This window comes from Rathayibacter sp. SW19, from assembly GCF_030866825.1.
GTDB classification, from domain to species: Bacteria; Actinomycetota; Actinomycetes; order Actinomycetales; family Microbacteriaceae; genus Rathayibacter_A; species Rathayibacter_A soli.
Window position 1 is genome coordinate 4,169,228 of the sequence record NZ_CP133020.1, and the last position, 24,367, is coordinate 4,193,594.

Consider the following 24,367-nt stretch of genomic DNA (forward strand, 5'->3'; position numbering starts at 1 on the left):
GCGGTGTCCCAAGGCGCGATGGCATGAGCGCGATCTATCATGACACTCGTGTCTTCCACAAATGGCGAGGCCCGAGCCGCCGAGTCTGGTGCGACAGGCTTCAAACTGGCTGTGCTCGCGGCGGACCGATCCCTCGGCATTGCGTGGGCAGATCCCGGCGCCTGGCGAGCGGATGCCCCAGCATTGGCTCTCTTGAGCCAGCGCGAGCGCACACGCTACGCCGCGTTCACTCGACCGGAAGCCGCACACAGCTTTGCGCTCGGCAGAGCACTCATCAGGGAACTCGTCGCCTATGTGTCGGCGGTGCCCGCCGACGCAGTGAGGGTCGACGCGATGTGCCCGACTTGCGGCGGGCCGCACGGGAAGCCGATCATCGCGGCTCCCATTGCTGCGCGCGGGCGCATCCACGTGAGCGTGTCACGATGCGTGGGCGTCGTCGTTGCCGCCGCGACCACGGCAGGGCCGATCGGGGTCGACGTCGAGCCTGCAGACACCGGCAAGGACCGCATTTCCGGCGTCCGGTCGATCGCACCCGCCCCGCCCGGCATCGACGCAGAATCCGCTGAGGCAACGCTGCGCCGGTGGACGGCGATCGAGGCCGTGCTGAAAGCCGACGGGCGCGGGCTGACACTCGATCCATCAAACGTCACCTTTTACCGCACGGCGAGCGCGGCTGACCCGGCAATCGCGGCTGACGCGACCGGTGGTGCGGTAACGGCGCAGATCGGTGACGAGCGCGCTCGCTACGCGGTGACGCATCCGCAGATCGACTGGGCGTTCGTGGTTGGGATCGCCGTGGCTCAGCGCGGCGGCGGGAGCGCCGGAAGCGCGTGGTCGACCAGCCACCGGTCGAAGAAGTCGTCCAGTGGTGCGTCGGAGTAGCGGGACGCGAGCGCCCGAAAATCGGCGGTCGTGACGCATCCGTAGCGAAACGCATCCGTCCAGTCGTGCAGCAGCCGGAAGAACGCGTCGTCGCCGATTCGCAGCCGCAGCGCGTGCAGTGTCAAGGCGCCGCGTTTGTAGACGCGATCGTCGAACATGGCGCCGGGCCCCGGGTCGGCGATCGAGAGGTTCGCACGCAGTTCGGCGAGCTGCGCGTGGTGAAGACGGGCGCAGGCATCCGCACTGGACGAGCCGGAGCGCTCCGACCACAACCATTCCGCGTAGCAGGCGAATCCCTCGTTGAGCCAGATGTGCCGCCAGGCGGCGATGCCGACGCTGTTTCCGAACCACTGGTGAGCGAGTTCGTGCGCGATCAACCGGTCGGATCCGCCGTTACCGTCGGCGTGGTTCGCACCGAAGACCGCCATGCCCTGTGCTTCCAGCGGGATCTCCAGGTCGTCGGCTGTCACGACCACGCCGTAGCCGTCGAACGGGTACGGACCGAACGATTCCTGGAACAGGGCCATCATGCGGTCGAGGTGTCTGAAGTCACGGTGCACCCGGTGCTCGATCGCCAGCGGGTACGCGAACAACCCGCGTACTCCGTTCAGGTCGGGGTGCGCCCGCTTGTATTGGCCGATCTGCACGGTCGCCAAATAGGTCGCAGTCGGCTGCGCCTGCTCGTACACCCAGACGCCCTTGCCGTGCGCGACCCGGTGGTCTCGGAGCCTGCCATTGCAGATCACCGTGTACTGCTGCTCCGTCGAAACGCGGATGCGGTAGGTCGCCTTCGACGCCGGGTGGTCGTTGCACGGGAACCAGGTGGACGCCCCGGACGGCTGGGCGGCGACGATCACGCCGTCTGTCAGTTCCTCCCAGCCGACGGCGCCCCACGGGCTGCGCCGGGGAGCGGGCGCCCCGCCGTAGCTGACGATGACGGTGAACACCGACCCCGCCGCGACAACCGACGCCGGCGTGACAACCAGCTTGTAGCCGGGATGCGAGATCTTGGCAGCGGGAACGCCGTTGACGCTCACCTTGACCGCTCGCAGCTTTGCCAAGTCGAAACTGAACCGATGCAACGGCTCGGTTGCGACCGCCTGAATCTTCGCCGTGGCATCCAGCCGGTTTCTGACCACGCGATAGTCGAGGTCGAGGTCGTACGACGCGACAATGTATCCGCCATTGCCGAGGCCGGGCAGGTAGGTATCCCCCGCACTGTTGGCACCCGCTTGGACCGTGCTCATCACTGGACCGTGCTCATCATTGGACTGTGCTCATCACTGGACCGTGCTCATCACTGGACCGTGCTCATCGTTTGCTGCTCATCACTTGGTCGACGTGTGATAGTCGGCGGTCGTCACTTCACGCCACGGCCCGATGGGGTTGCCGCTCCAGCGACTGAACGCTGGCACATATTCGCCGCGCAACACGAGCGACGCCGGCCCGACGCTCGCGTGGCTGCCGATCCGCGCAGCGGGCAGGATGACGCTGTGCGGGCCGATCGTCGACCCGGTATCGAAAGTGACTGTGTCGATGCTCATGATTCGATCATGGAACAGATGTGTCTGCACCACACAACCGCGATTCACGGTCGACGCGTCGCCGAGCCGCACGAGGTCTGCTTCCGGCAGCCAATAGCTGTCGCACCAGACCCCACTCCCGATCGAGGCGCCGAGGCTGCGCAGCCACCAGACCAGCGCGGGAGTGCCAGCGGCCGCCTGCGCGAACCAGGGAGCCGCGACCATTTCGACGAACGTGTCTGCAACCTCACTGCGCCACACGAACGATGACCAGAGCGGATGCTCACCCGCCCGGATGCGCCCCACCAGCAGCCACTTCGCCACCGTCGAGAAGGCGGCGGCCACGGCTCCGGCCGCGAGCATGACGACGCCACTGAGCAGCACAGCCAGCCAGACATCGAACGCCGCTGTGATGGCGGCAAGCATGAGCAGCACCCCGAGCCCGACCGCGCAGGTCACAACAACGGGCACGAACCGGCACAGCTCCCACAGTGTACGGGCGATGCGCAACGAGGCGCGCGGGGCGAAAGTACGACTCTGATCCCCGACCGCCGCGGTTCTGCGCAGACGCACGGCCGGCGATCCGAGCCACGACGAGCCGGCTTTCGACTTGCGCGGGGCGGAAGACAGCACAGCAACCAGCCCGTCGCGCGGCACCGTGTGCCCGGGCCCGGCCATCCCGGAGTTGCCGAGGAACGCTCGGGCGCCGATCTCGGCACGGGCGACCCGCAGCCGGCCACCGCCGAGCTCGTAGGAGGCAACCAGGGTGTCGTCGGCCAGGAACGCACCGTCTTTCACCGTCGTCATCACGGGCAGCAGCAGCACCGTCGACGCCTCGACGTCCCGCCCCACCTTCGCCCCGAGCATCCGCAACCAGACCGGCGTGGCCAGGCTCGAATAGATGGGGAAAAGCATGGTGCGCGCCAGATCAAGCAGTCTCTCACTCGCCCAGACCTGCCAGCCGATCCGAGAGCGCACCGGATACGTTCCCTCGCGGATGCCGATCCCCAGCACCCGCACGAACAACACAACGAGCAACGCCAGCACAATGCCAGCCACGATCGTCGCGGGCACCAGCATCGCGAACGCGCGCAGGGCGGCAACGCCGAGGCTCGGCGCGTCGCGCAGCACAGGCGCTGCCACGACAACCCCCGCCGCAAGCGCGATGAACGGCAGCAGTGAAACGATCAGCGAAGCCCCACCGAACGCAAAGACCCAACGCGTGGCCTGCCGCGGCCGCTCGGACGGCCACCACAGATCGGCCGAACCGACCCGAGCGGCCGGCGAACCGGCCCACCGCTGCCCGGCCGGCACACGGCCGAACACAGACGACCCCGGAGCAACCACCGCGTTCTTGCCGATCCGCGCACCGGGCAGCAGCGTGCTGCGGGCCCCGATCGAGGAGTTTCCGCCGATGCGGATCGCGCCGATGCGCAGCAGGTCACCGTCGATCCAGTAGCCGGAAAGGTCGACCTCCGGCTCGATCGAAGCCCCGGCGCCGATGCGCAGCATCCCCGTGACCGGCGGGATCGCGTGCAGGTCGACGTTGGGAGCTATGGTCGCGCCGAGCGCGCGCGCATAGTACGAAATCCATGGCGCTCCGGCGAGACTGACCGCACCGAGCTGATGCGCGATCTGCTCGGCCAGCCACAGCCGCAGATGTACGCCGCCGCCGCGCGGATAGTCGCCGGCGCGCACCCCGGCAAGCAGGGTGCGGGCGCACACGACGGAGATTGCCATCCGCCCGAACGGCGTCACGAAGATCAGCAGTGCGATCACGAGCCCCCACACATTGACGTGCGGCAGAAAGCCGAAGCCGCCGAAACCGGAAAGGATCTGGCTTGCCGTCAACAGATACAGCAGCCAGCGCACCCCGCTCAGAATGAACAGTGGGACGCCGAGAATCGTCTGCAGCCACTGCATCCGCCGCGGCGTCCGCGAAACGACGTGTTCGGATGTCCGCACCACCGGCCCATCGTCGGCCCGCGCTTTCAACTCGGTCGCCATCGCACCGAGCCTGGGGTGTGCGTAAATATCGGCAACCGTGAATTCCGGATCGTTCTCGCGGATGCGGGTGACCAGCTGAGCCGCAGCGAGGGAGCCGCCGCCGAGGTCGAAGAAGTTCGCGTCAGCATCCGTCACCGGAATTCCGAGCACGGAGCGCCACTGCTCGGCGAGCTGCCGCAGGCCCTCGTCCATGCTGTCGGATTCGGCGGGGTCCTGCAGCAACGGCCAGGGTAGCGCGTCGCGATCGACCTTGCCCGAGGTGCGCGTCGGCAGTTCATCCATCACCGCGAGCAGCGGCACGATCGCCGCAGGGAGTTCCGCGCGTAGCCGGGTGAGGCTGGCCGCACGATCAAATGCGCCTGGGTCGGCGACCGACAGGTAACCGACGAGCACCTTGTTGCCCGCCTCGGTCGTTCGTACTGCGGCCGCGGCGGCCGTTACTCCCGGCAGCGCCTGCAGTGCCGCTTCGATTTCACCCAGCTCGATGCGTCGTCCACCGACCTTGACCTGATCGTCTGCCCTGCCTTGAAAGATCAGCCCAGTGGGCTCAAAACGCACGAGGTCACCGCTGCGATAGGCGCGCGGCCAGCCGAGCGCGGCATCCGCAGCGTACTTCTCGGCATCCTTCACCGGGTCGAGGTACCGGGCCAGGCCGACACCGCCGATGACGAGCTCACCGACCTCGCCGTCTGCAACGGGTTGCCCGTTCGCGGCGAGAACTGCGAGATCCCAGCCGTCCAAGGGCAGGCCGATCGGCACGGGTTCGCCGGGATGCAGCAGCGCCGCGCACGCCACGACAGTCGCTTCGGTCGGTCCGTAGGTGTTCCACACCTCACGCCCCTCGACCGCCAGGCGATCCACCAGTTCGCGCGGGCACGCTTCGCCGCCGAAGATGAGCAGTCGAACGTTCTCAAGGGACTCAACCGGCCACAGCGCCGCGAGTGTCGGCACCGTCGAGACGATCGTTATGCCGTGCGTGGTCAACCAAGGCCCCAGATCCGTTCCGCTGCGCACCAGCGAGCGCGGCGCGGGAACCAGGCAGGCGCCGTTGCGCCAGGCCAGCCACATCTCCTCGCAGGATGCGTCGAATGCTACGGACAGTCCGGCGAGCACCCGGTCGCCGGGCCCGATCTTCTCCCGTTGCACGAACAGTCGCGCTTCTGCATCGACGAATGCGGCGGCCGAACGGTGCGTCACGGCGACGCCCTTCGGAGTGCCCGTCGACCCCGAGGTGAAGATGATCCACGCGTCATGGTCAGGCGAGGGCGGCGTCACGATCACGTTCGCATGCGTGCTGGCGTGTGGCGGGGTGCCAGCAAAGAGCGAGCGGTCGCCAGGCGGATGGTCATGTCCCGCTACCGACCGGCCGGCCTCGCCGAACGGCTGGGTCCGCTCGCCTGCCGGCCTGGTTTCGTCGAGCGCAAGTCGCGATGACGGCTCGAAGACGCCGTTAGCTACGATCACTCCGCTCACCGTAGCCTCGCCGAAGACGAGTTCGGCGCGCTCGACGGGATCGTCGGCATCCACCGGAACATAGGCGGCGCCCGCCGCCAGAATCGCCAAGATCGCCACGTACAGTTCTCGTGAGCCGGACGGCATCCGCACGCCGACGCGATCACCGGGTTGCACGCCGGCCTCATGCAGCCGCGCGCTCACACGCACGACGCGCGCCATCAGTTCCCGATAGCTCAGGGCGCCTGCGGCATCTTCGAGTGCCGATGCCTCAGGGAACCTCTGCGTCGTGTCTCGCAGAATGTCCAGCAGTGTTCGCTCCGGCGCGGCAAAGCTGCTGCGGAGCAGGGTTCCGGGCGGAGAGTCGTTCACAACTGAGCTCCCGTCAATTCGTCCGGCGCTCTGAGCCTCACGACGCTACCGGGGCAAGGTTGCCAGGCGGCAAACGGCTTCGCTCACGAGTTCTTCAGCAGCGCGATCAGGCCTGCCTTGTTCAGTCGCGAGTAGTTCTCCAGCCCTTTCGCGTGGGCTTGGCCGCGCAGCATCGCGACGGTGGAACGCTCCAACATCGTCAGTGGGGCGTGGGCAGGCGCCTCTGCCGGGGCTGCCGCCTCAGCAGGCGCTGGGATGCTCGGCGTTGCGGTGCCCGACGACACTGCGGGCTTGACCGGCGTGGCTTTCTCGGCAGACACGGCAGTCTTGGAAGACGCGGCCTTCTTGGCCGAAGCTGCCTTCTTGGCCGGAGCTGCCGACTTGGCCGCCTTGGCAGACTTCGCAGCGCTCGGCTTCTTCGCAGGCTCGCTCTTCTTCGACTTGGCCCCCTTCGAGGCCTTGTCGTTCTTGGCAGGCGCGGTCCCCTTGGCCCGTTTCAGCGACAGTTCCAGGTCCTTCGCCTTTGCCTTCGCTTTGGCGCGGGTTTTCTTCTCCAGCTTCTTCGCTCGGAGCAACGCTTCATCGACCGCATCCTTGGCGTCCGAGTATGCCTTCTTCGCGGCCTTTTCGAGCTTCTTCGCTTTCGGCACGTGCGGTACCACCCCTTCACTGCGAACTACGTCGATTGTGGGCAATTCTCCCACTCTGTGGCCAAATCTTCGGCGCGCGCGCTCAAGCCCCAGCGAATGGCCCGGCAGCAACTCACCACGCCCTCCCTCTTCACGGCGCCGAGTGCAAATCCGTCAAGTGCGCTTGTGGCCGGGCGTCGCGCGGCCCTCACCATCGCGCGCGAAGCCAGTCCAACGCGACCGGGCACGCATCCAGCACCGAAATGTGCCCATCGCGCGGGCGAACCCACAGTTCTGCATCGGGCAGCTGACGCAAGAGCCACTCCGAGTGTGCCGGGGGCACGACGCGGTCGCGACTGCCGTGCACCAGCAGCACGGGTGCCCCGATATTCGCGATCTCGAAGCCCCACGGTGCCACGTAAGCGAGATCGTCGTCGATCAAACCATTCGGCCCGGCAGCGGATGCAACCGCGACGTCCGCGCCGAGCGATGACCAACGGTCATTCAACGCCGCATAGTCGCGCTCAAGGAAGCTTGACGGATCGAACTCCGCGGTGTTCTCGTGCTCCTCGCGCGCGGCGCGTCCCCGCACAGCGGCACGCAAGGAAGCACCGTCTGACGCCATCCCCGCGAACCAGTCGAGGCCATCCGCCGCGTACGGCGCCAGCGGAGCCAGGGTCGCCAGGCACGCCACGGCAACGACTCGTTCGGGCAGTAGAGCCGCGCAGGCCAGCGCGTGCGGGCCGCCCCCAGATGCCCCCATCACGGCGAACCGTTCGACACCGAGGGTATCGACCAGCTGCTCGACATCGGAAGCCGCCGAACCAACACTCCGACCCGGGTGCGGCGACGACCCGCCATAGCCCGGCCGACCATACGACAGCATGCGGATGCCCCGCGCGGCCGCCGCTGCCAGCAACGGCTCGAGCAGTGCCCCGGTCTGCGGAGAACCGTGATGCCACAGCACGGTCGGCTCGTTCGTGGCATCCGCGGCACGCGCGCTGTCATGCACGCGCAGGGTGCGGCCATCCTGAAGCTGCAGATCTCGAACATTTGCCATCTGCACATCGTAGAGCGGGCCCGCGCCCGCGCCCGCGAGCCGTCACGTTTGGTTCAAAAACCCGTCGTTCTTGCGCCAAACGTGACGGCTCGCCGACCGGCACCGCGCCACACCTACGCCAGCAGGTCGCGCACCATCGGAATCACCGTGCTGCCGTACAGCTCGACGCTGTGCATCAGTTGCTCGTGCGGCATTGGGCCGGTCGCGTACTTCAGGTCGAAGCGCTCGACTCCGAGCGTGGTGATACTCGCCGCGATCTTGCGCGCGACCGTCTCAGGCGAGCCGACATACAACGATCCGGATGCGATTTCGCTCTCGTATCCGGCCCGAGTCGTCGGGCCCCAGCCACGCTCGGCTCCGATCCGGTCCAGCGACTCACGATAGTGCGGCCACAGCTGCTCACGGGCCAGCTCGTCGGTGTCGGCGATGTGCCCCGGCGAGTGCACTCCGAGCGGCAACGGCGCCGTCTCGAGCTTGTCGGCCGCACGCTTGTACAGGTCGATGAACGGCAAGAATCGCGCGGGCGCCCCGCCGATGATCGCGAGCATCATCGGCAGCTCGTAACGCACTGCACGCACGACGGACTCGGGCGACCCACCGACGCCGATCCAGGTCTTGATGCGGCCGCGCTCTGTTTTCGGATACACCTGCTGGTTCGTCAGCGGCGCGCGCAGTCGACCCTGCCAGGTGACGGCATCTTCACGCAGCAGGTGGGAGAACAGGTCGAGCTTCTCGTCGAAGAGCTCCTCGTATTGGGCGAGGTCGTAGCCGAACAGCGGGAACGACTCCGTGAACGAGCCGCGGCCGAGAATGATCTCGGCACGGCCGCCGGATACCGCATCCACCGTCGCAAAACGCTCGAACACGCGCACCGGCTCGTCGGAGCTGAGAACCGTCACAGCGGATCCCAAACGGATGCGTTCGGTCCGGCCCGCGATCGCCGCCAGCACTGTCTCCGGTGCGGAGATCGCGAAGTCGGCCCGGTGATGCTCACCGAGGCCGATGAAGTCGACCCCGACCTGGTCGGCGAGCACCGCCTGGTCGATCACGTTGCGAATGACCTGCGCGTACGAGAGCTTCTCGCCGTTTGCGTCGTTCGTGATGTCGCCGAACGTGTCGAGCCCGAGTTCTAATGTGCCTGCCATGCCTCATCCTCTCGCGTTCAATGCCGCTCTGCCGCGTCGATCGGCGCTCTATGCGTTTGCATCTATCTAGCCAACCACGCACCGCGCGAATGCATTCCCGCTGGCGGGGTTCGTGGGTCATTGCCGTTCCCGGAGCGGAGTCGGGCGGCCCTTCGGCGAGCTCAGGGATCGGACGGGCAAGCTCAGGCGTCCCGGTCGCTGAGCGGAGCCGAAGCGCCCTAACGACGGGCCCTTCGGCGAGCTCAGGGACCGGGGGGCAGGATGATCAGGTCGAGGAACGTGGCCAGGTGTTCGGCAACGTCGACCGTTTGCGGTTGCAGCAACCATTGCAACTGGATGCCGTCCCACAGCGCGACAAGCGAACTCGCCGCGATCAACGGGTCGACCCCTTCACGCAACCGGCCGGCGTCACGAAGTGCCTCGAACTCGCGCGTGTACGCCTCGCGCAGTGAGGAAAAGCGGCCGATGAAGTACTCGCGACCCGGATGCTCCGTCGTCGTCGACTCGGCGGATAACACCGCGTACAACGCGATCAGCCCGGGGATGCTCTCGTTCGCGCGAGCCTGCGCAAGGAGGTGCTCACGAAAGCCTGCGGCATCCGCCGTCTCGGGTTCCTGAGCTTGCCGAAGGGCGCCCCCGTGATCACGCAACTCGAGCACGGCCAGCAGCAGGTCTTCTTTGGTCGGAAAGTGATGGGTCAGATTCGAAAGGCTGATCCCGGCTGCTCCCGCCACCTCACGTAGAGACCCCGCGTGATAGCCGCGGGCTGCGAAAACCTGGTGCGCGGCGTGCAAGATCTGTTGCCGACGAGCAGCTGTCTTGGAATACTGCCCGCGACGTGCGGGTCCGGATGGTGTTGCCATCGGTTCCCTCCCCATCCACGCGCCGGTGAGCTGGTCCGCCCTTCGACAAGCTCAGGGACCGGGCACGGATGCTGCAGCTCGCTCGGCCAGGCTGCTCGGCCAGCCCGCTCTGCCAGCTTACCGGCCAAAATAGGTCACTTGTTCCGTTTTGATGATAAAGTCGGATTCACCCCTCCGACTCCCCGGCACGACGAAGTGAGAAGATCATGCCAAGCGCCTCCAATGACCTGTCCTACCTGGAAAGCACCGCACCCGGCCAGGGCGCCCGCACCGCACCGCGCGCGCATCTCGCATCCGATTCTCCGTCGATTTCATTGAACGGCCAATGGAAATTCCGCCTTCTGCCCGCTGCGCCCGGCACTTCGGCGGGCGACCGGGCACTGCCCGCCGGGGAAGGCGCGACAGACAGCGCCGCCGCCGACTACGACGACAGCGCCTGGGACGAACTCCCCGTTCCTGCACACTGGGTGCTGAAGGGCGACGGAAAATATGGCCTGCCGATCTACACGAACGTGCAGTTCCCGTTCCCGATCGACCCGCCGCACGTTCCGGATGAGAACCCGACGGGCGACTACCGCCGCCACCTCACGATTCCGGCAAGCTGGCGCGATGCGGAGCGCATCCTGTTGCGTTTCGACGGGGTCGAGTCCACCTACCGCGTCTGGCTGAACGGCCACGAGATCGGAGTCGGCAAAGGCAGCAGGCTCGTGCAGGAATTCGACGTGACGGATGCCGCCGTGTTCGACGACGACAACGTCATCGTCGTGCGCGTGCACCAGTGGTCGGCCGCGAGCTACCTTGAGGACCAGGACCAGTGGTGGCTGCCCGGCATCTTCCGTGATGTCACGCTACTGGCCAGGCCGGCGGGCGGCATCGACGATGTGTGGCTGCGCGCCGGTTACGGTGGCGACAGGCAAAGCAACGGCGACGAGCGAAGCAACGGAGGAACCACCAGCGGTGCCGGGGTGCTCGAGGCCGAGCTGAAGGCATCCGCCAGCGCATACCCGATCACGCTGCGTCTACCGGAACTCGGCATCGAGCAGACCTGGGCCAGCCCGGCCGAGGTCGCAGCGATCACGATCGCGGATGTCGAACCCTGGTCGGCCGAGCTGCCCCGCCTCTACGACGCCCACGTCTCGAACGCGGCCGAATCGATCACGCTGCGTGTCGGTTTTCGCACGGTCGAAATCCGCGGCGACCAGCTGCTCGTCAACGGTCGGCGCGTCGTGCTGCACGGCGTCAACCGGCACGAGACGCATCCGGAACGCGGCCGCGTCTTCAACGAGACGCACGCGCGCGCCGACATGGCGATGATGAAGAAGTTCAACGTCAACGCGATCCGCACCAGTCACTACCCGCCGCATCCGCGCGTGCTCGACATCGCGGATGAGCTGGGCTTCTGGGTGATCGACGAGTGCGACCTGGAGACACACGGCTTCGAAAAGGATGGTTGGGTGCAGAACCCCAGCGACGCCCCCGCCTGGCGCGACGCCTACCTCGACCGGATCGAACGCACCGTCGAGCGCGACAAGAACCATCCGAGCATTATCATCTGGTCGCTCGGCAACGAGTCCGGCACTGGTGCGAACCTCGCCGCGATGGCCGCCTGGGTGCACGAACGCGACCGCGGCCGGCCGGTGCACTACGAGGGCGACTACACGGGCGCGTATACGGATGTCTACTCGCGCATGTATGCCCCGATCCCCGAGGTGATCGCGATCGGAACGGATGGCGACACCACGCCGCTGCTCGGCTGCACCAGCACCGAGGGCGCCCGGCAGCGCACCAAGCCGTTCCTGCTCTGCGAGTATGTGCACGCGATGGGCAACGGCCCGGGCGCGATCGACCAATATGAGGAACTCGTCGACCGGTTCTCGCGGTTGCACGGCGGCTTCGTCTGGGAGTGGCGCGACCACGGCATCCTCACCCACACGGCAGGCACCGGAGCCGACGGCGGAACCCCGTTCTACGGCTACGGCGGCGACTTCGGGGAGGTCGTGCACGACGGCAACTTCGTCATGGACGGCCTCGTGCTCAGCGACGACACCCCTTCGCCCGGCCTGTTCGAGTACAAGGCCGTTACGCAGCCGATCCGCTTCGCGTTCGCGGATGGCCGGGCCACGATTTCAAACCGGCGACACTCAGCAGACACCTCCGATCTGCGCTTCGCCTGGCGCATCGAACGCGATGGCGTGCTCCAGCACAGCGGCGACCTGGAGCTTGGCGGCCCGATCACCGCCGGCGATTCGGCGACAGTCGCTCTGCCGCGCCGTTCGATCGATACCGTCGCTGCTGATATGGGCGAATTGTGGCTGACCATCGATGCCGTTCTGGTCTCCGACGCACCCTGGGCACCAGCCGGGCATGTCGTCGCGAGCGCGCAGCTCGACCTCAGCGGTGGTCGAGTAGCACGCGAGGGACGAGCGCGCGCATCGAGACCCCACGCGCTGGCTCCCGGGGGTCTCGATACACTCGCTGGCGCCCGCTACTCGACCAACGGCACCCTTCGGATCGGCCCCGCCGTGTTCGAGCACGGCGCCCTTGTAGAACTGAACGGCATGCCCGTGGCCGGCCCAAGGCTCGAACTCTGGCGCGCACCCACCGACAACGACGAAGGCGCGTCCTTCGGCAGCTACGATTCCGACCCGTTCACGATGCAGGATTCCCCACACGGGCTCGTGTTCGGGCGTGGTACGCCTGCACCTCCGATCGCCGACCTCTGGCGCAGTGAGGGACTGGACCGGGTCACCCACCGCGTCGAATCGGTGCGCGTCGGCGACGAGGTTCTGCGCACGGTGACGCGCACGGCGCCGGCCAATTCCTCCGCCTGTGTCTGGACCACGTGCACCTGGCAGCTGATCGACACCCCCGACGGCGAACAGCTTCGGCTGAGTGTGCAGATCTCCCCGTCGACGGGATGGTCGACGGTATGGCCGAGGATTGGCATTCGCTTCGATCTGCCGCAGAGCATCGATGGCGTGCGCTGGTTCGGGCTGGGGCCGAACGAGTCATATCCAGACAGCATGCGCGCCGCACACGTCGGCCACTACGAACTCGGCATCGACGAGTTGACGACGGACTACGGTCGCCCGCAGGAGAGCGGGCACCGGTCGGAGCTGCGCACGCTCGAGCTGACGCGAGGCGGGGCATCCGCTCTGTCGATCGTCGCGGATCCGGATGCGGCCGGGCGTCGGCCGGGCTTCACGCTGGCACGGCACACCGCGCAGCAGGTGACGGCCGCGCGGCACCCGCATGAGCTGCCTGCGAGCGACGCGAGCTATCTCTACATCGACGCGGCACAGCATGGCCTCGGCTCGCGGGCGTGCGGGCCGGATGTCTGGCCCGACTTCGCGCTTCGACCCGAGGCCCGCACGCTGACGCTGAGGTTCGGCTGAGAGCACGGGCTCACACCCTCCGCGACGACGGAGCGGGCGGTCGCTGAGCGCAGCCGAAGCGCGCCCCACCCGGACCCTTCGGCAAGCTCAGGGAACGGCAAGCTAGGGAACGATCCGCTCCCGCGCTACGGGTTGGCCGCCGACCAGAGGGAGGCTGCTATGGCACCGACGTCATCGTTCGCGTCAAGTATTGGCTGCACGGTGGCATCGCCACCGGCGTTGTTGACGACGACGTTGTTGACGACGACGTTGAAGACCTGCCAGCTGCCGTCAGCAGCCTGGAAGAACCCGGCGAGCGATTTGGTCTGCACTGTGAGCCGTCCGTTGAGTCTGTCCAGATCGGCGACGGTGCCGGTTTTGGCCATGACCTTGCCACGTGCGGGGCTGGAGGTCTGCACATCCTTCAGAGAGCCGTCGACACCCAGGATCGGCAGGCAGGCTCTGAATGCGTCGAAGTCCGGTTGGGTGAGCCAGTAGCGCAGGAGTTGAGTGAGCGCAATCGGTGACACGCGGTCGACGGGGACGCCCCCGCGCCCGTCGGATTGCGCGACCAGGGTCGTATCGACCCCGACCTTCTTCAGGAATGCGTGCATCGGGGCAAAACCGCCATTGCAGTCGGTCTTGCCGGCTTGAACCGCCAACAGGCACACGGCCAGGTTGGCGCCGAGGTTGTGGCTGACCTTCAGAATCAGCTTGGCGTAGTCCTTATACGGCGGTGAGACGTATGCGGCGACCTTGGTCTTGCTCGTGTACGTTTTGGCTGACGGCAGCACCTTCGGGTTCGTGCCCGTTGCCTTGGCCGTCACGGCCACACCCTCCTTCTTCAACGCGTCGATGAACACGGTGCGAGCGAACGAGGCCGTATCCGCAATATCGGCGGTCTGCAGCATAGGCTTGGCGTCTGCTGCGATCGTGCCGGTGACCTTAATAGTGCCGGGCGCATGCCCTTTGATCGTCAGCACGCTCTTTTGACCGGCGGCGACAGTTTTCACGTCCGAGACGACCTTCAGCGAGGACGCGTGCGGTCGATAGGTCAACGTCGCATCCTTGCCTTCGGTCGTCGGAGTTGCCAACAGGTCGATGAGATTGTCGTTGATCATCACGGGGGTCGGGTCCGGTTCGAACGTCGAGTGGAACAGCCGATCGTCGATCATCGCATTGCCGTCAACGCGGGTGATGCCAGACTTGCGCACCTGCGCGGCCAGGTTCTTGATACCAGCGAGCGGATCTTCGGGCGTCAGAACCGCGCCGGGAACCGAGTTCGCGTCGGCGTGGTCGAAGTTCTCCCACGCGATGCCGCCCGACTTCGTCGTGCGACCGCCGAGCGAGAGATCGCCGGAACCCACCAGCACAAGGTCACCCTTGAGAGTGCTCTTGTCTCGGCTGCCGACGGCATAGACCGGAGTCGTGAATTTGTGATCGGCGCCGAGCAGTTTCCACGCGGCGGATGTCGAGAAGAGTTTCGCAGTAGAGCCCGGCATGAACATCTGATCGGCAGCATGCGCCTGCACGACGTGACCGGCGGCATCCGTTTGCAGCAGCCCCAGCGACGCGCTGGCGAACTGCGGCTTGTCCATGACGGCCTGCGCACCCGCCGGAAGCGGGAGGTCTGGAGTGCGGTCTGCCTTCACCGCGGTGCTCGCCTCCGCTGCGGCGTTCGCCTCCGCTGCGGCGCCGGCATTCGTTGCCGCGCCTGGGTACGCCCCGGCCGTCAGAGTCAGCGTCGCGCCAACCATAACCACGACAGCGAGCGCCGCTACTCCGCCCGTCGTCCCCTGGAATCTCATCATCGACGCCCCTCCAGTGTGCTCGGATCCGATACGAGCGGACGCGCCCCGGGCCGTTATCCCGAAAGTTGACCCTCGCGCTCGACTCTCACTGTTCCGGAATCAGCGGCCGAGCACAATGGACCTAGATCGTCAGTCTCGGTGTACCGCCCATCGTCTCAGCGCCAGTGCGGGTAGGTCACATATGCAAACTTGCACGCTCTGTCAGGTCGACTTCTCCCTCGAGTATGAAGCACGCTGCCGCGCCATGGAACGCACACAGCAGGCACGGCCAGCCGATCACTCGATAGGCTTCGCAGTTGCATCGGCCTGCCCGAGATCGATAATCTTCGGCGCACGCTTGTCGGGGCGCGCGATCACGAAATAGATGCCGCCGACGATCAACAAAATGAGCATGACGACGAGCGTTATCCAGTCGAAATTGAACAAGGCACCGCGAGGGCTGTCAAGGCCCGTCGGTATCAGGATGTTGACGAGCATGGCCGCGAGGTATGCCGCCCCGACAATCGCAACCGGCCAATACCACTTGCCGAGTTTGAACGCACCCATAGGCTTCCACCCGCGGGCGTGCGCGATCATCGATCCGATGACGGTGAGCAAGAACGACAGATAGATGCCGGACACGCCGAACGACACGAGCGCGGTCAACGGGTTGATCCCTGCCGGGTACTGAAACCACAGAATCTGAATGTTCTTGGCGCTCGGTTGCACAGTCACCAGCAGCGAAAACAGGATCGGAATGATTCCAGCGATGAGCAGCGCATTGATCGGTGTGTGGAACCGAGGTGAGACCTTGCTGATCCACTTGCTGGCGGGCAGCGCCTTGTCGCGTGCGTACGAGTATGCAAGTCGGGACCCAGCGCCTTGCACCGCCGTACCGCAGGAGAAGAACGCGACGCAGATGACCAACAAGAACAGATCCTGCGCCCAGGCCGGCAACTCGGCGAGGATCACCGGGATGCCGCCTGCGAATGAGATCGCAGACGCGTAACCATGAGCGGAGGAAGGCGTTGCGAGCAGCAGCGCGGCCACGAGCACGAACGACGCAATTCCTCCGTACAGCAACGCTCCACGCATCGCGCGGGGCACGACCTTGGACGCCTGCTTGGTCTCCTCCGAGATGTCACCCGCCGATTCGAAGCCATAGAAGATGTACGCGTGCGCGAGGATTGCCACCAGCGCTGCGCCGAAGAACCAGTTGCCGCCGAAGCCGACGCCCAATGTGTTGGTGTGGAGGTTTTCGGCGCCGTGCGTGCTGAAGAGGAAGTCAAAGCCGTGGTGGAACCCCACGAACGCCAATGCGACGGCGACGCCGAACGTGCCGACTGTCTCGACATACACGCCCAACCGGGCGACAATACCCATGACCTTGGCGCCAATGCTGTTAAGCGTGGTCTGGACCACGATGTACGCGATCGTGATAATGAGAATGACGACGTGCGAGGTCGGGTCGATTTTTGTGCCGAACAGGTTGTTGATGAGCGCGCTGAGGTACGGAATGACACCCGTGTCGACACTGGCGACGGTGACCAGCAATGCCAGCCCATAAATCCAGCCAACCCACCATCCGTAGCTCGGGCCGACGTTTCGCCTGCCGTATTGGTACAGCGCGCCAGCGATCGGGTAATGGCTGGCCAGTTCGCCGAACACGAGGGCGACGAGCAGCATGAAGCCGACAACGGGGATCATCAGCCAGATGTAAGCCGGTCCGGCTGCGCCGACTCCGAGCACAAACAGCGAATACACGCCGACCATCGGTGACAGGTACGAGAATGCCACGCTGAAATTGTCGAAAAATCCGAGCACCCGTCGCAGTTCCTGCGGGTATCCGAGGCGCTTGAGGCGAGCAGCGTCTTCCTTGTCGTGCAGTTCGACTTGAGCTTCGGGTTGCATCATTGCGTACTCCGGCTTCTGTTTGAAACGTCGATCTCGAACACGCGCACATTGAAGGTAAACAATCGCAACGCGGCACTAAAACACTAAACCCATATGTTTGCGGAAGGCTATACTTTTTTTGGATCGAATTCGAAGAGTTTCAGGCTCAACGAGACAGCGGGAGTGCACAGAAATGGCGTCGAACCGCCCGGCAGAGGTCGGCCTGACGACCGCGACTATCAGTGCAATCCTTAACGCGGACACGAACGAGACCGGTCGCGCCGATCAAATCACTGGGCGGCTCGCGCAGGCGATCCGGCTGGGCTTGATTCTGGACGGCGAGCGTTTCCCGCCCGAGGCTGACCTTGCGCGTCGACTCGGCGTCGCGCCTGTCACGTTGCGCGAAGCACTGGCGATTCTCCGCGAACGCGGACTGGTCGTTACCCGGCGCGGCCGGGACGGGGGCACCTTTGCCCATATGCCGGTTGACAGCGACCTGTCGCTGCCGCCCCCCCGGCTGGCAGAGTTCAGCACGCACGATCTCCGCGAACTCGGCGACTACCGTCGCGCGATCTCCGGCATGGCCGCGTATCTGGCCGCCGAGCGCGCCTTGCCGGACGAGATCGAGGCGCTGGACGTTCAGCTGGAGCGTCTGAGGGTGGCGGCGAATCCCGCGGAGCGCAGACGGGCCGATGCGCAATTGTGGGTGGTCATCGCCGCGGCGTCTCAATCGGCGCGGCTGACCCGGGAGGAGCAGCAGTTCCGTGTGGAAATCGGTGATCTTCTTTGGCAGCCGCTTTCAGACGACGAGCTCGCTGAATCCATCCGCTCGAGACAGTCGTTGATTGCTGCGATCTCCGAGCATGCGCGACAGCGCGCCAGAGCGTGCGTGGAAGCGAGCGTCCTCACCGAGACGAATCGTTTGCTCCTGCTTCGGGTGGGCCTCTACAAGGGCGAGAACAGTGGCACAGCGACCATGGGGCGTGATACGCAGTGAACTCGACGAAAGCACTCAGCCGGTTGGCCCAGATCACTACGGAACTCGAAGACCTCTTCGCTTTGCTCCGACCCGTTGTCCACGGCTTCGCCCGGATAGCCGCGCTCAAGCAGCCGGTTCGCGAGGACCTGATCGACCTTCGAGGCGCGATCGCGGATGTCGTTGAAAGCCCGGGTCCCGTTGCCGGCGCCGGCGTGATTGTTGCACCGGGCATCCTCGCAGATGCGCCCCACTGGATGGAGTGGTGGTGGGCCGTGCCGCACCGTGATCCCGAAGCACTTCGAGTCAACCTCGAACCCACGGCGCCGGATTTCTTCGACTACACCGCGGCCGAATGGTTTTCGATACCCGAACGGACCGGATTCAGGCATGTCGCAGGGCCATACGTTGACTATGTCTGCAGGACCGACTACGCCTTTACCCTCGCGCAGCCGGTGCGCGCGGTCGGCACATTCGTCGGCGTTGCAGCACTCGACATCACAGCCTCACGATTAGAGCGCCGAGTGCTCCCGCTGCTCAGTTCACTGCCGGGCCCAGCAACGCTGGTCAACGCCGCCGGCAGGGTGATCGCGTCAACCTCACCATCGGTGTGGCCAGGCCAGCGCGTGCCTGCTTCAGCGGGTGAACCGCTGGGGGGGGCATCCGTTTTCGGCTGGCAGCTGGTTGGGTGACCTCAGGTCGGCCGGCCTCAGGCAGCGTGCGCCTGCGGCACGCGCGCGCCACGCGCGGCCATCAGGTCGGCAACGGCGTTCAGGGCGATCGCAGCGGGGTCATCCGGATGCTGCAGCACAACGGGCATGCCTGCATCGCCGCCCTCGCGCAATGCGAGGCTGAGCGGAACGGAAGCCAGCAGCGGCACCGGCTGCTCCTGGCCGATAGACAGGCGGGCGGCAACTTCGGAGCCGCCGCCGCTGCCGAACAGGTCGATCATGGAACCGTCCGGTGCCGCGAACCCGGCCATGTTCTCAATCACGCCGAACACGCTCTGCCCGGTCTGGCGGGCGAGCGCGCCGCTACGCTCCGCGACATCCGCTGCGGCAGGCTGCGGGGTGGTGACCACGAGAATCTCGGCGTGCGGCAGCATCTGCCCGACCGAGATCGCGATGTCGCCGGTGCCGGGGGGCAGGTCGAGCAACAGAATATCCAACTCGTCGAAGTGCACGTCGGTGAGGAACTGCTTGATGGTGCGGTGCAACATCGGCCCACGCCAGGCGACGGCGACGGAGTCGTCCTCGATGAACATGCCGATCGAGATCGCTTTCACCCCGTATGCGATCGGCGGCAGCATCATGCTGTCCACCCGGGTCGGTTGCTGAGCGGACCGCACGCCGTCTTCGTTCGCGGTGACCAGGCCGAGCAGTCCAGGGATGGAGAAGCCGAAGACATCCGCGTCGATGAGACCGACCCGCAGGCCTTTTGCCGCGAGCGCGACCGCGAGGTTGGCGGTGATGGTCGACTTGCCGACGCCGCCCTTGCCGCTCGTGACCGCGTAGACGCGGGTGGGCGAGTCCGGGCCGAATTGGATGCCGCGGGTTGCCGCCTCACCGCGGAGCTTCACAACGAGCTTCTCGCGTTCGGCTGGCGACATGGCAGTGACGAGCACGGTCACGGCGGTGACGCCGGCGACCTTCGCGACTGTGTCGTGGACATCCTGCTGGATGCTCTTCGAGTTGGGGCAGGTGGCGATCGTCAAGCGGATGCCTACGGTCGCGGCGCCGGTGTCGTCGACGCTGATCTCGGAAACCATGCCGAGCTGCGTGATCGGCCTACGGATCTCCGGGTCGATCACCTGCGTCAGCGCCCCATGAATGCGTGGCTCGAGGTAGGCGTAGGGGCGCTCCGCTTCTTCGGCTGCGTGCGCGACGGATTGCGTCGCAATCACCGCCATCCGCTCTTCGCGTGTGAGAACGTCAGACTGCGCGCGTTCAGACATAGAACCCCATGGCCTTCATCATGTCGCGCCCGTCCTCGCTGATGCGCTCGGTGCCCCAGGCGGGCACCCAAACCCAGTTGATCGTGTGCGACTCGACGATGCCCTCGAGTGCCTGCGCGGTCTGTGCGGAAATGTCGTCCTGCAGCGGGCATTCAGCGGTCGTCAGCGTCATGTAAATCACCAGGGTCGAAGTCTCATCATCCCAGCCCAACTGGTACACCAGGCCGAGATCGACGATGTTGATGCCCAGTTCGGGGTCGATGACGTCTTTGAGCGCCTCCTCGATCTCTTCCTGGGTCGGGGGTTCGAGTGACGTGATCATCGGTTTTCTCTCTCGGCTAGGGTCGTGCGGATGCGGTGCGGCGGGTGCAGGGTGGCGCGTGCCGTGCTACAGGTGCGGCCGCTCGGATGCTGCGGCTCAGGCGGCCACGTAGATGTCACCGTCGACGATGCTCAGTTCGTAGACCGGAACCGGGTCCGTCGCCGGGAGCGTCAGTGCGCGGCCTGTGTTGAGGTCGAAGCGTGCACCGTGCGCCCAGCATTCAAGGTTGCTGCCCTCGACGAAGCCCTCTGAGAGTGAGATCTCCGCGTGCGAACAGGTGTCGCCGATGGCGTGGCAGGTGCCGTTGTCATCTTTCACGAGCGCGACGGCCTTGCCGTTGACGAGAACCTTGACGCTCTGACCGGGCTGCAGATCGGACTCTGCGCAGACCTTGACTGCCATTTCTTCCTCCATTGCCGCCCGAAGTGGGCCACTCTTCGATGATAACTATTAAAGCGGAGAAATATCCTCTAAAATGGCTGCGAACAGTGCCACCAAGGCAGCGCCAACAGAAGGAGGCCACCGTGCCGTATGTCATCGGAGCAGCGTGCATCGATGTGATGGATCGCGCCTGCGTCGACGAGTGCCCGGTCGACTGCATCTACGAGGGCGGCCGGTCGTTGTACATCCATCCGGATGAGTGTGTCGACTGCGGGGCGTGCGAGCCCGTCTGCCCCGTCGACGCCATCGCGTATGAGGACGACGTACCGGATCGTTGGGAGGCGTTCATCGCCGACAACACGCGATTCTTCTCGGAACCGCTGCCCGGCCTGACCAAGCCGCTCGGCTCTCCGGGCGGGGCAGCGAAACTCGGCCCGCTCGGCGTTGACACTCCGCTCGTGACGGGGTATCCGCCACTGGAAGAGCGCAACGATCTCGTCGACAATCGGGATGGGTTCGTGCACTGAAGCCCGTCTGTCTCGTAAACCAGGGTGTTGGTCTGCTGTCGGCTAGTCTCCAGATATGAAGACGATCGGATTGCTCGGCGGGATGAGCTGGGAGAGCTCAGCCCTGTATTACCAGCTGATCAATGAAGCCGTCCGTGATCAGCTTGGCGGATTGCACTCCGCCAAACTCGTCATGACCTCTGTCGACTTTGCCGAGATCGAACACTTCCAGTCGACCGGCGACTGGGCGTCAGCAGGTCGGATTCTTGCCGGACAATCCCGCCGCCTCGAGGCCGCCGGAGCCGACTTTCTCGTTCTGTGCACCAACACAATGCATAAGGTCGCACCGGACATCGAGAATGCTGTCACCATTCCTCTGTTGCATTTGGCAGACGCGACCGCGATCGCCGTCGCCGAGAGCGGGATAGCCAACGTCGCGCTACTCGGAACCGCATTCACGATGGAACAGGAATTCTACAAAGACCGCGTTGCCGCCCACGGGTTGAGGGTCATCGTGCCCGACGCGGCTCAGCGGGCGATTATCCATCGCGTCATCTATGAGGAACTCGTTCTGGGCATAATCAACGATGCATCCCGCGAACAGTACGTTGCGATTATCGCTTCGTTACGCGAACGAGGAGCAGAGGGAGTCATACTCGGATGCACCGAAATCGAATTGCTCATCGGTGAGAACGACAACCCGATACCCATTTTTCCGACAACTCAACTTCACGCAGAGGCAGCCGTGAAGATGGCGCTGGCCTGAACGGATCGAGGACCCCCTTCGGGACACGGGTCGCGCCCCGTACGCCCAACCTTGAGCGGTGCGCGTCGGCGGCATTATTGTCCGAGTCGTTTCGGATGCGCTCATAGTGGGCGTCAAATGCGGCCCGATCAGACGGATCTGCGTGGGTGAATGCCGCCATCTCAACTGCCGCAGCGTCCTGTTCCCCCTCGAACAATTGATCGAGTTCACCGGCTCCAACGTTTCGAAGCACTATCGTCACGCGCTCACCCTAAAACCTCGCACCGACGCCCGCCCGACAATCCCAGCAGCCGACGATTCACCGAGGTGACTCCTGATTCAGAAGCCAGAAGAGGAACGGCCAAGGGGGACCGCCCACATTGATCGATAGGCGATCCGTCTGCACGCGGTGAAACGGATGGTGATCCATTGGATGTGCCGACGGCCTATACGCGAGGCGTTGGTTGGGTCGGTTTCGTGCGGAACACCGGCAAGCCAAGCCCGGCGAGCCGGTTCTGCAGAGCACGTCGTTCGGGCTCGGTTTGTGCGAGGTCGATCGCCTTCCGGTATTCGGCGTCGGCTTCACCATCGCGGCCGGCGCGGTGCAGCAGTTCGGCGCGGGCGGAGTGGAAGTAGCGGTAGTGGTCGAGTTCGAGGCCGTCGAGGATGGCGAGTGCCGCCTCAGGCCCGTCGATCTCGGCCACGGCGACGGCCCGGTTCAGTTCCACGACCGGCGAGCCCGTCTGTTGCCCAAGCCTTTCGTACAGGGCTGCGATTTGGTGCCAGTCGCGAGGCTGCTGGAGGTGCAGATCGGCGATGGCCGCCTGCACGGCGTACGGTCCGGTGCTACCGCGCGCGATCGCACGTTGCAGGAGGTTCCGGCCGTCGCTGATCTGTTGCTCGTCCCACAGGGCGCGGTCCTGGTCGTCGAGCAGGACGATATCGCCGTCGCTTTGCCGGGCGACTCGGCGCGCATCGTGCAGCAGCATCAGTGCTAGCAGCGCAAGCACGTCGCCCTCATCAGGCATCAGTTCCACGAGCACTCGCCCGAGCCGGATCGCTTCGGCTGCAAGGTCGATGCGGCCGCCTCCCCAGCCCTGGTTGAACACGAGGTAGACCACGCCGAGGACCGCCGCCAACCGGTCGGGAACTCGATCGTTGGGCGGCACGGTGAACGGGATGCCGGCGTCGCGGATCTTGTGCTTGGCTCGCGTCAGCCGTTTGCCCATCGTCTCGGGCGGGACCAGGAACGCCCGCGCGATCTCCTCCGTGGTCAGCCCGCAGAGCGTCCGCAGGGTCAACGCGACTTGCGTCTCCAATCCCAATGCCGGGTGGCAACAGGTGAAGATCAGTTCCAACTGCTCATCCGGGATGGTGACGGCGTCGTGCATGCTTGCCGCGGATTCACGCTCGAGGTCGCGCACAAGCAGTCTTGTCTTCTCCGCCAGGACGAGTTGGCGGCGGATGCGATCGATCGCGCGGTTGCGTGCGGTGGTGATCAGCCAGCCGACGGGATTGGCCGGTTCACCGTCGCGAGGCCAGCGCTCGGCGGCGGTCGCGAACGCTTCCTGCGCGGCGTCCTCAGCCAGTTCGATGTCACCGAGGATGCCAACCAGTGGCCAGCACGCGACCCCAGTGCGCGCGGAAGACGGCCTCAAGTGCCACGGAACAGGGTCTCGCGAACAGGTCGGACCTCGATGGCGCCTGAAGTCCGGGCCTCTTGCAAAGCCCGCGCGATCGCCAGGGCCCCATCCAGATCGTCGGCGTCGACAAAGATCACGCCGGCGAGGAATTCTTTGGTTTCGATGAACGGCCCGTCGGTCAGCAGCGCGCCCGCCGTGCCGTGCCTCACGGTCGTTGCCGACTCATCGGCGTGCAGCCTCGCCCAGCCGGTGACCTCCGGCCTGGTCAGCACGGCGGCGATCGCATCCTCAATCGGGTGCGCCGTTTCTTGACTGCTCTGACGGCCGTAGGCGAGCAGTGCATACTGCATAAGCTCTCCAGTCTCTGATCGATACCGGTCTACACATCATACGAACCGCGGTCGCGCCCACGAGCAGGGCCGACCGAAACAATTCTTGCCTGCCGGTGTCCGTTTCGGGCACTGTCGTTCGTGATATTCAGTGACGGCGCGCTCGAGGCGTACCGGTTTTCGAAAGGACGATCGACATGGCGAAATTCACCTACCTCTATCGTGGCCCGGCGACCCCGATGTCCGGCCTCACGCCGGAACAGGGCGCTGAGCGGATGGCAGCGTTCGGCGCCTGGATGGAGAAGGTCGGCCCGGCGCTGGTCGACGTTGGCAGCCCGTTCGGGTCGAGTGTGTCCGTTCGCGATGACGGCACCGACGCAACAGCCGGTGATCTGACCGGCTACACGATCATCGAGGCCGACGATCTGACTTCAGCGAAGGCGTTCACCGATGGCCTCCCGTTCCTGTCCAACCACGACGGGAAATGCGCGGTGGAGATCTTCGAACTACTGCCGATGTAA

General features: G+C 65.5%; 20 protein-coding genes. 7 read left to right on the forward strand and 13 right to left on the reverse strand.

Going from position 1 to position 24,367, the window contains the following annotated elements; genetic code table 11:
* Window positions 1-48: 48 nt before the first annotated feature.
* On the forward strand, window positions 49-882 hold the full coding sequence (locus QU604_RS19295; protein ID WP_308466217.1) for a 4'-phosphopantetheinyl transferase family protein: 834 nt from the start codon (window positions 49-51) through the stop codon (window positions 880-882).
* Here QU604_RS19295 and QU604_RS19300 read toward each other — a convergent pair.
* The 6 genes from QU604_RS19300 to QU604_RS19325 form a co-directional block, all read right to left on the reverse strand.
* Complete coding sequence (locus QU604_RS19300) at window positions 801-2,129, reverse strand: M1 family metallopeptidase (RefSeq protein WP_308466218.1); 1,329 nt, start codon at window positions 2,127-2,129, stop codon at window positions 801-803. The two genes, QU604_RS19295 and QU604_RS19300, sit on opposite strands and share 82 nt — an antisense overlap.
* Window positions 2,130-2,210: 81 nt before the next feature.
* Window positions 2,211-6,236, reverse strand: coding sequence for a Pls/PosA family non-ribosomal peptide synthetase (locus tag QU604_RS19305; protein WP_308466219.1), 4,026 nt, complete (start codon window positions 6,234-6,236; stop codon window positions 2,211-2,213).
* An 83-nt stretch (window positions 6,237-6,319) separates the two neighbouring features.
* Entirely contained in the window at window positions 6,320-6,931 is a 612-nt protein-coding gene (locus QU604_RS19310; RefSeq protein ID WP_308466220.1) for a hypothetical protein, read from the reverse strand.
* A 142-nt stretch (window positions 6,932-7,073) separates the two neighbouring features.
* Entirely contained in the window at window positions 7,074-7,925 is an 852-nt protein-coding gene (locus tag QU604_RS19315) for an alpha/beta fold hydrolase (RefSeq protein ID WP_308466221.1), read from the reverse strand.
* A 113-nt stretch (window positions 7,926-8,038) separates the two neighbouring features.
* Window positions 8,039-9,070, reverse strand: coding sequence for an LLM class flavin-dependent oxidoreductase (locus tag QU604_RS19320; RefSeq protein ID WP_308466222.1), 1,032 nt, complete (start codon window positions 9,068-9,070; stop codon window positions 8,039-8,041).
* A gap of 242 nt (window positions 9,071-9,312) precedes the next feature.
* Window positions 9,313-9,933, reverse strand: coding sequence for a TetR/AcrR family transcriptional regulator (locus QU604_RS19325; protein WP_308466223.1), 621 nt, complete (start codon window positions 9,931-9,933; stop codon window positions 9,313-9,315).
* A 206-nt stretch (window positions 9,934-10,139) separates the two neighbouring features.
* On the opposite strand from QU604_RS19325, the gene QU604_RS19330 reads away from it, so the two are divergent.
* A complete protein-coding gene (locus QU604_RS19330; RefSeq protein WP_308466224.1) occupies window positions 10,140-13,328 on the forward strand; it encodes a glycoside hydrolase family 2 TIM barrel-domain containing protein in 3,189 nt (1,062 codons plus the stop codon).
* Window positions 13,329-13,453: 125 nt separating this feature from the next.
* Here the strand turns inward: QU604_RS19330 and dacB are convergent, their stop codons facing one another.
* Together dacB and QU604_RS19340 are read right to left on the reverse strand one after the other, a co-directional pair.
* The gene (gene dacB, locus QU604_RS19335; protein WP_308466225.1) at window positions 13,454-15,118 is read right to left on the reverse strand and encodes a D-alanyl-D-alanine carboxypeptidase/D-alanyl-D-alanine endopeptidase; all 1,665 of its coding nucleotides are present in this window, start codon (window positions 15,116-15,118) and stop codon (window positions 13,454-13,456) included.
* Between the two features lie 276 nt (window positions 15,119-15,394).
* Entirely contained in the window at window positions 15,395-17,011 is a 1,617-nt protein-coding gene (locus QU604_RS19340; protein WP_308466226.1) for an APC family permease, read from the reverse strand.
* 172 nt (window positions 17,012-17,183) lie between these two features.
* Between QU604_RS19340 and QU604_RS19345 the strand changes: the two genes are divergently transcribed.
* Both QU604_RS19345 and QU604_RS19350 read left to right on the forward strand, forming a co-directional pair.
* A complete protein-coding gene (locus QU604_RS19345) occupies window positions 17,184-17,987 on the forward strand; it encodes a FadR/GntR family transcriptional regulator (protein WP_308466227.1) in 804 nt (267 codons plus the stop codon).
* A complete protein-coding gene (locus QU604_RS19350; RefSeq protein ID WP_308466228.1) occupies window positions 17,984-18,658 on the forward strand; it encodes a cache domain-containing protein in 675 nt (224 codons plus the stop codon). Before QU604_RS19345 ends, QU604_RS19350 begins: the two co-directional genes overlap by 4 nt.
* A gap of 17 nt (window positions 18,659-18,675) precedes the next feature.
* Here QU604_RS19350 and QU604_RS19355 read toward each other — a convergent pair whose 3' ends face one another.
* The 3 genes from QU604_RS19355 to QU604_RS19365 all read right to left on the reverse strand — a co-directional run bounded on the left by QU604_RS19355 (window position 18,676) and on the right by QU604_RS19365 (window position 20,644).
* The gene (locus tag QU604_RS19355) at window positions 18,676-19,875 is read right to left on the reverse strand and encodes an Mrp/NBP35 family ATP-binding protein (RefSeq protein ID WP_409350041.1); all 1,200 of its coding nucleotides are present in this window, start codon (window positions 19,873-19,875) and stop codon (window positions 18,676-18,678) included.
* A gap of 37 nt (window positions 19,876-19,912) precedes the next feature.
* Window positions 19,913-20,242: a metal-sulfur cluster assembly factor gene (locus QU604_RS19360; protein WP_308466230.1), complete on the reverse strand. Its 330-nt coding sequence runs from the start codon at window positions 20,240-20,242 to the stop codon at window positions 19,913-19,915.
* A gap of 96 nt (window positions 20,243-20,338) precedes the next feature.
* Window positions 20,339-20,644 (reverse strand): non-heme iron oxygenase ferredoxin subunit, encoded by a 306-nt coding sequence (locus QU604_RS19365; protein WP_308466231.1) that lies wholly within the window; start codon window positions 20,642-20,644, stop codon window positions 20,339-20,341.
* Between the two features lie 122 nt (window positions 20,645-20,766).
* Between QU604_RS19365 and fdxA the strand changes: the two genes are divergently transcribed.
* A complete protein-coding gene (fdxA, locus tag QU604_RS19370) occupies window positions 20,767-21,150 on the forward strand; it encodes a ferredoxin (protein WP_308466232.1) in 384 nt (127 codons plus the stop codon).
* 55 nt (window positions 21,151-21,205) lie between these two features.
* Window positions 21,206-21,895 carry an aspartate/glutamate racemase family protein gene (locus QU604_RS19375; protein WP_308466233.1) on the forward strand — a complete coding sequence of 230 codons (690 nt, stop codon included), beginning with the start codon at window positions 21,206-21,208 and terminating at the stop codon, window positions 21,893-21,895.
* Between the two features lie 425 nt (window positions 21,896-22,320).
* On the opposite strand, the gene QU604_RS19380 is transcribed toward QU604_RS19375, so the two are convergent.
* Both QU604_RS19380 and QU604_RS19385 read right to left on the reverse strand, forming a co-directional pair.
* Window positions 22,321-23,532: an RNA polymerase sigma factor gene (locus QU604_RS19380; protein ID WP_308466234.1), complete on the reverse strand. Its 1,212-nt coding sequence runs from the start codon at window positions 23,530-23,532 to the stop codon at window positions 22,321-22,323.
* Window positions 23,529-23,867: a YciI family protein gene (locus QU604_RS19385; RefSeq protein WP_308466235.1), complete on the reverse strand. Its 339-nt coding sequence runs from the start codon at window positions 23,865-23,867 to the stop codon at window positions 23,529-23,531. The genes QU604_RS19380 and QU604_RS19385 overlap by 4 nt, the downstream gene beginning before the upstream one ends.
* A gap of 176 nt (window positions 23,868-24,043) precedes the next feature.
* Between QU604_RS19385 and QU604_RS19390 the strand changes: the two genes are divergently transcribed.
* Window positions 24,044-24,367 carry a YciI family protein gene (locus QU604_RS19390; protein ID WP_308466236.1) on the forward strand — a complete coding sequence of 108 codons (324 nt, stop codon included), beginning with the start codon at window positions 24,044-24,046 and terminating at the stop codon, window positions 24,365-24,367.

Bases quoted from the DNA above. Each gene is read 5' to 3' on its own strand.
- QU604_RS19325 (WP_308466223.1), bottom strand. From the start codon at position 9,933: ATGGCAACACCATCCGGACCCGCACGTCGCGGGCAGTATTCCAAGACA.
- QU604_RS19345 (WP_308466227.1), top strand. From the start codon at position 17,184: ATGGCGTCGAACCGCCCGGCAGAGGTCGGCCTGACGACCGCGACTATC.
- QU604_RS19375 (WP_308466233.1), top strand. From the start codon at position 21,206: ATGAAGACGATCGGATTGCTCGGCGGGATGAGCTGGGAGAGCTCAGCC.
- QU604_RS19365 (WP_308466231.1), bottom strand. From the start codon at position 20,644: ATGGCAGTCAAGGTCTGCGCAGAGTCCGATCTGCAGCCCGGTCAGAGC.
- QU604_RS19300 (WP_308466218.1), bottom strand. From the start codon at position 2,129: ATGAGCACGGTCCAAGCGGGTGCCAACAGTGCGGGGGATACCTACCTG.
- QU604_RS19355 (WP_409350041.1), bottom strand. From the start codon at position 19,875: ATGGCGGTGATTGCGACGCAATCCGTCGCGCACGCAGCCGAAGAAGCG.
- QU604_RS19385 (WP_308466235.1), bottom strand. From the start codon at position 23,867: ATGCAGTATGCACTGCTCGCCTACGGCCGTCAGAGCAGTCAAGAAACG.
- QU604_RS19340 (WP_308466226.1), bottom strand. From the start codon at position 17,011: ATGATGCAACCCGAAGCTCAAGTCGAACTGCACGACAAGGAAGACGCT.
- QU604_RS19330 (WP_308466224.1), top strand. From the start codon at position 10,140: ATGCCAAGCGCCTCCAATGACCTGTCCTACCTGGAAAGCACCGCACCC.
- QU604_RS19315 (WP_308466221.1), bottom strand. From the start codon at position 7,925: ATGGCAAATGTTCGAGATCTGCAGCTTCAGGATGGCCGCACCCTGCGC.
- QU604_RS19320 (WP_308466222.1), bottom strand. From the start codon at position 9,070: ATGGCAGGCACATTAGAACTCGGGCTCGACACGTTCGGCGACATCACG.
- dacB (WP_308466225.1), bottom strand. From the start codon at position 15,118: ATGATGAGATTCCAGGGGACGACGGGCGGAGTAGCGGCGCTCGCTGTC.
- QU604_RS19390 (WP_308466236.1), top strand. From the start codon at position 24,044: ATGGCGAAATTCACCTACCTCTATCGTGGCCCGGCGACCCCGATGTCC.
- QU604_RS19360 (WP_308466230.1), bottom strand. From the start codon at position 20,242: ATGATCACGTCACTCGAACCCCCGACCCAGGAAGAGATCGAGGAGGCG.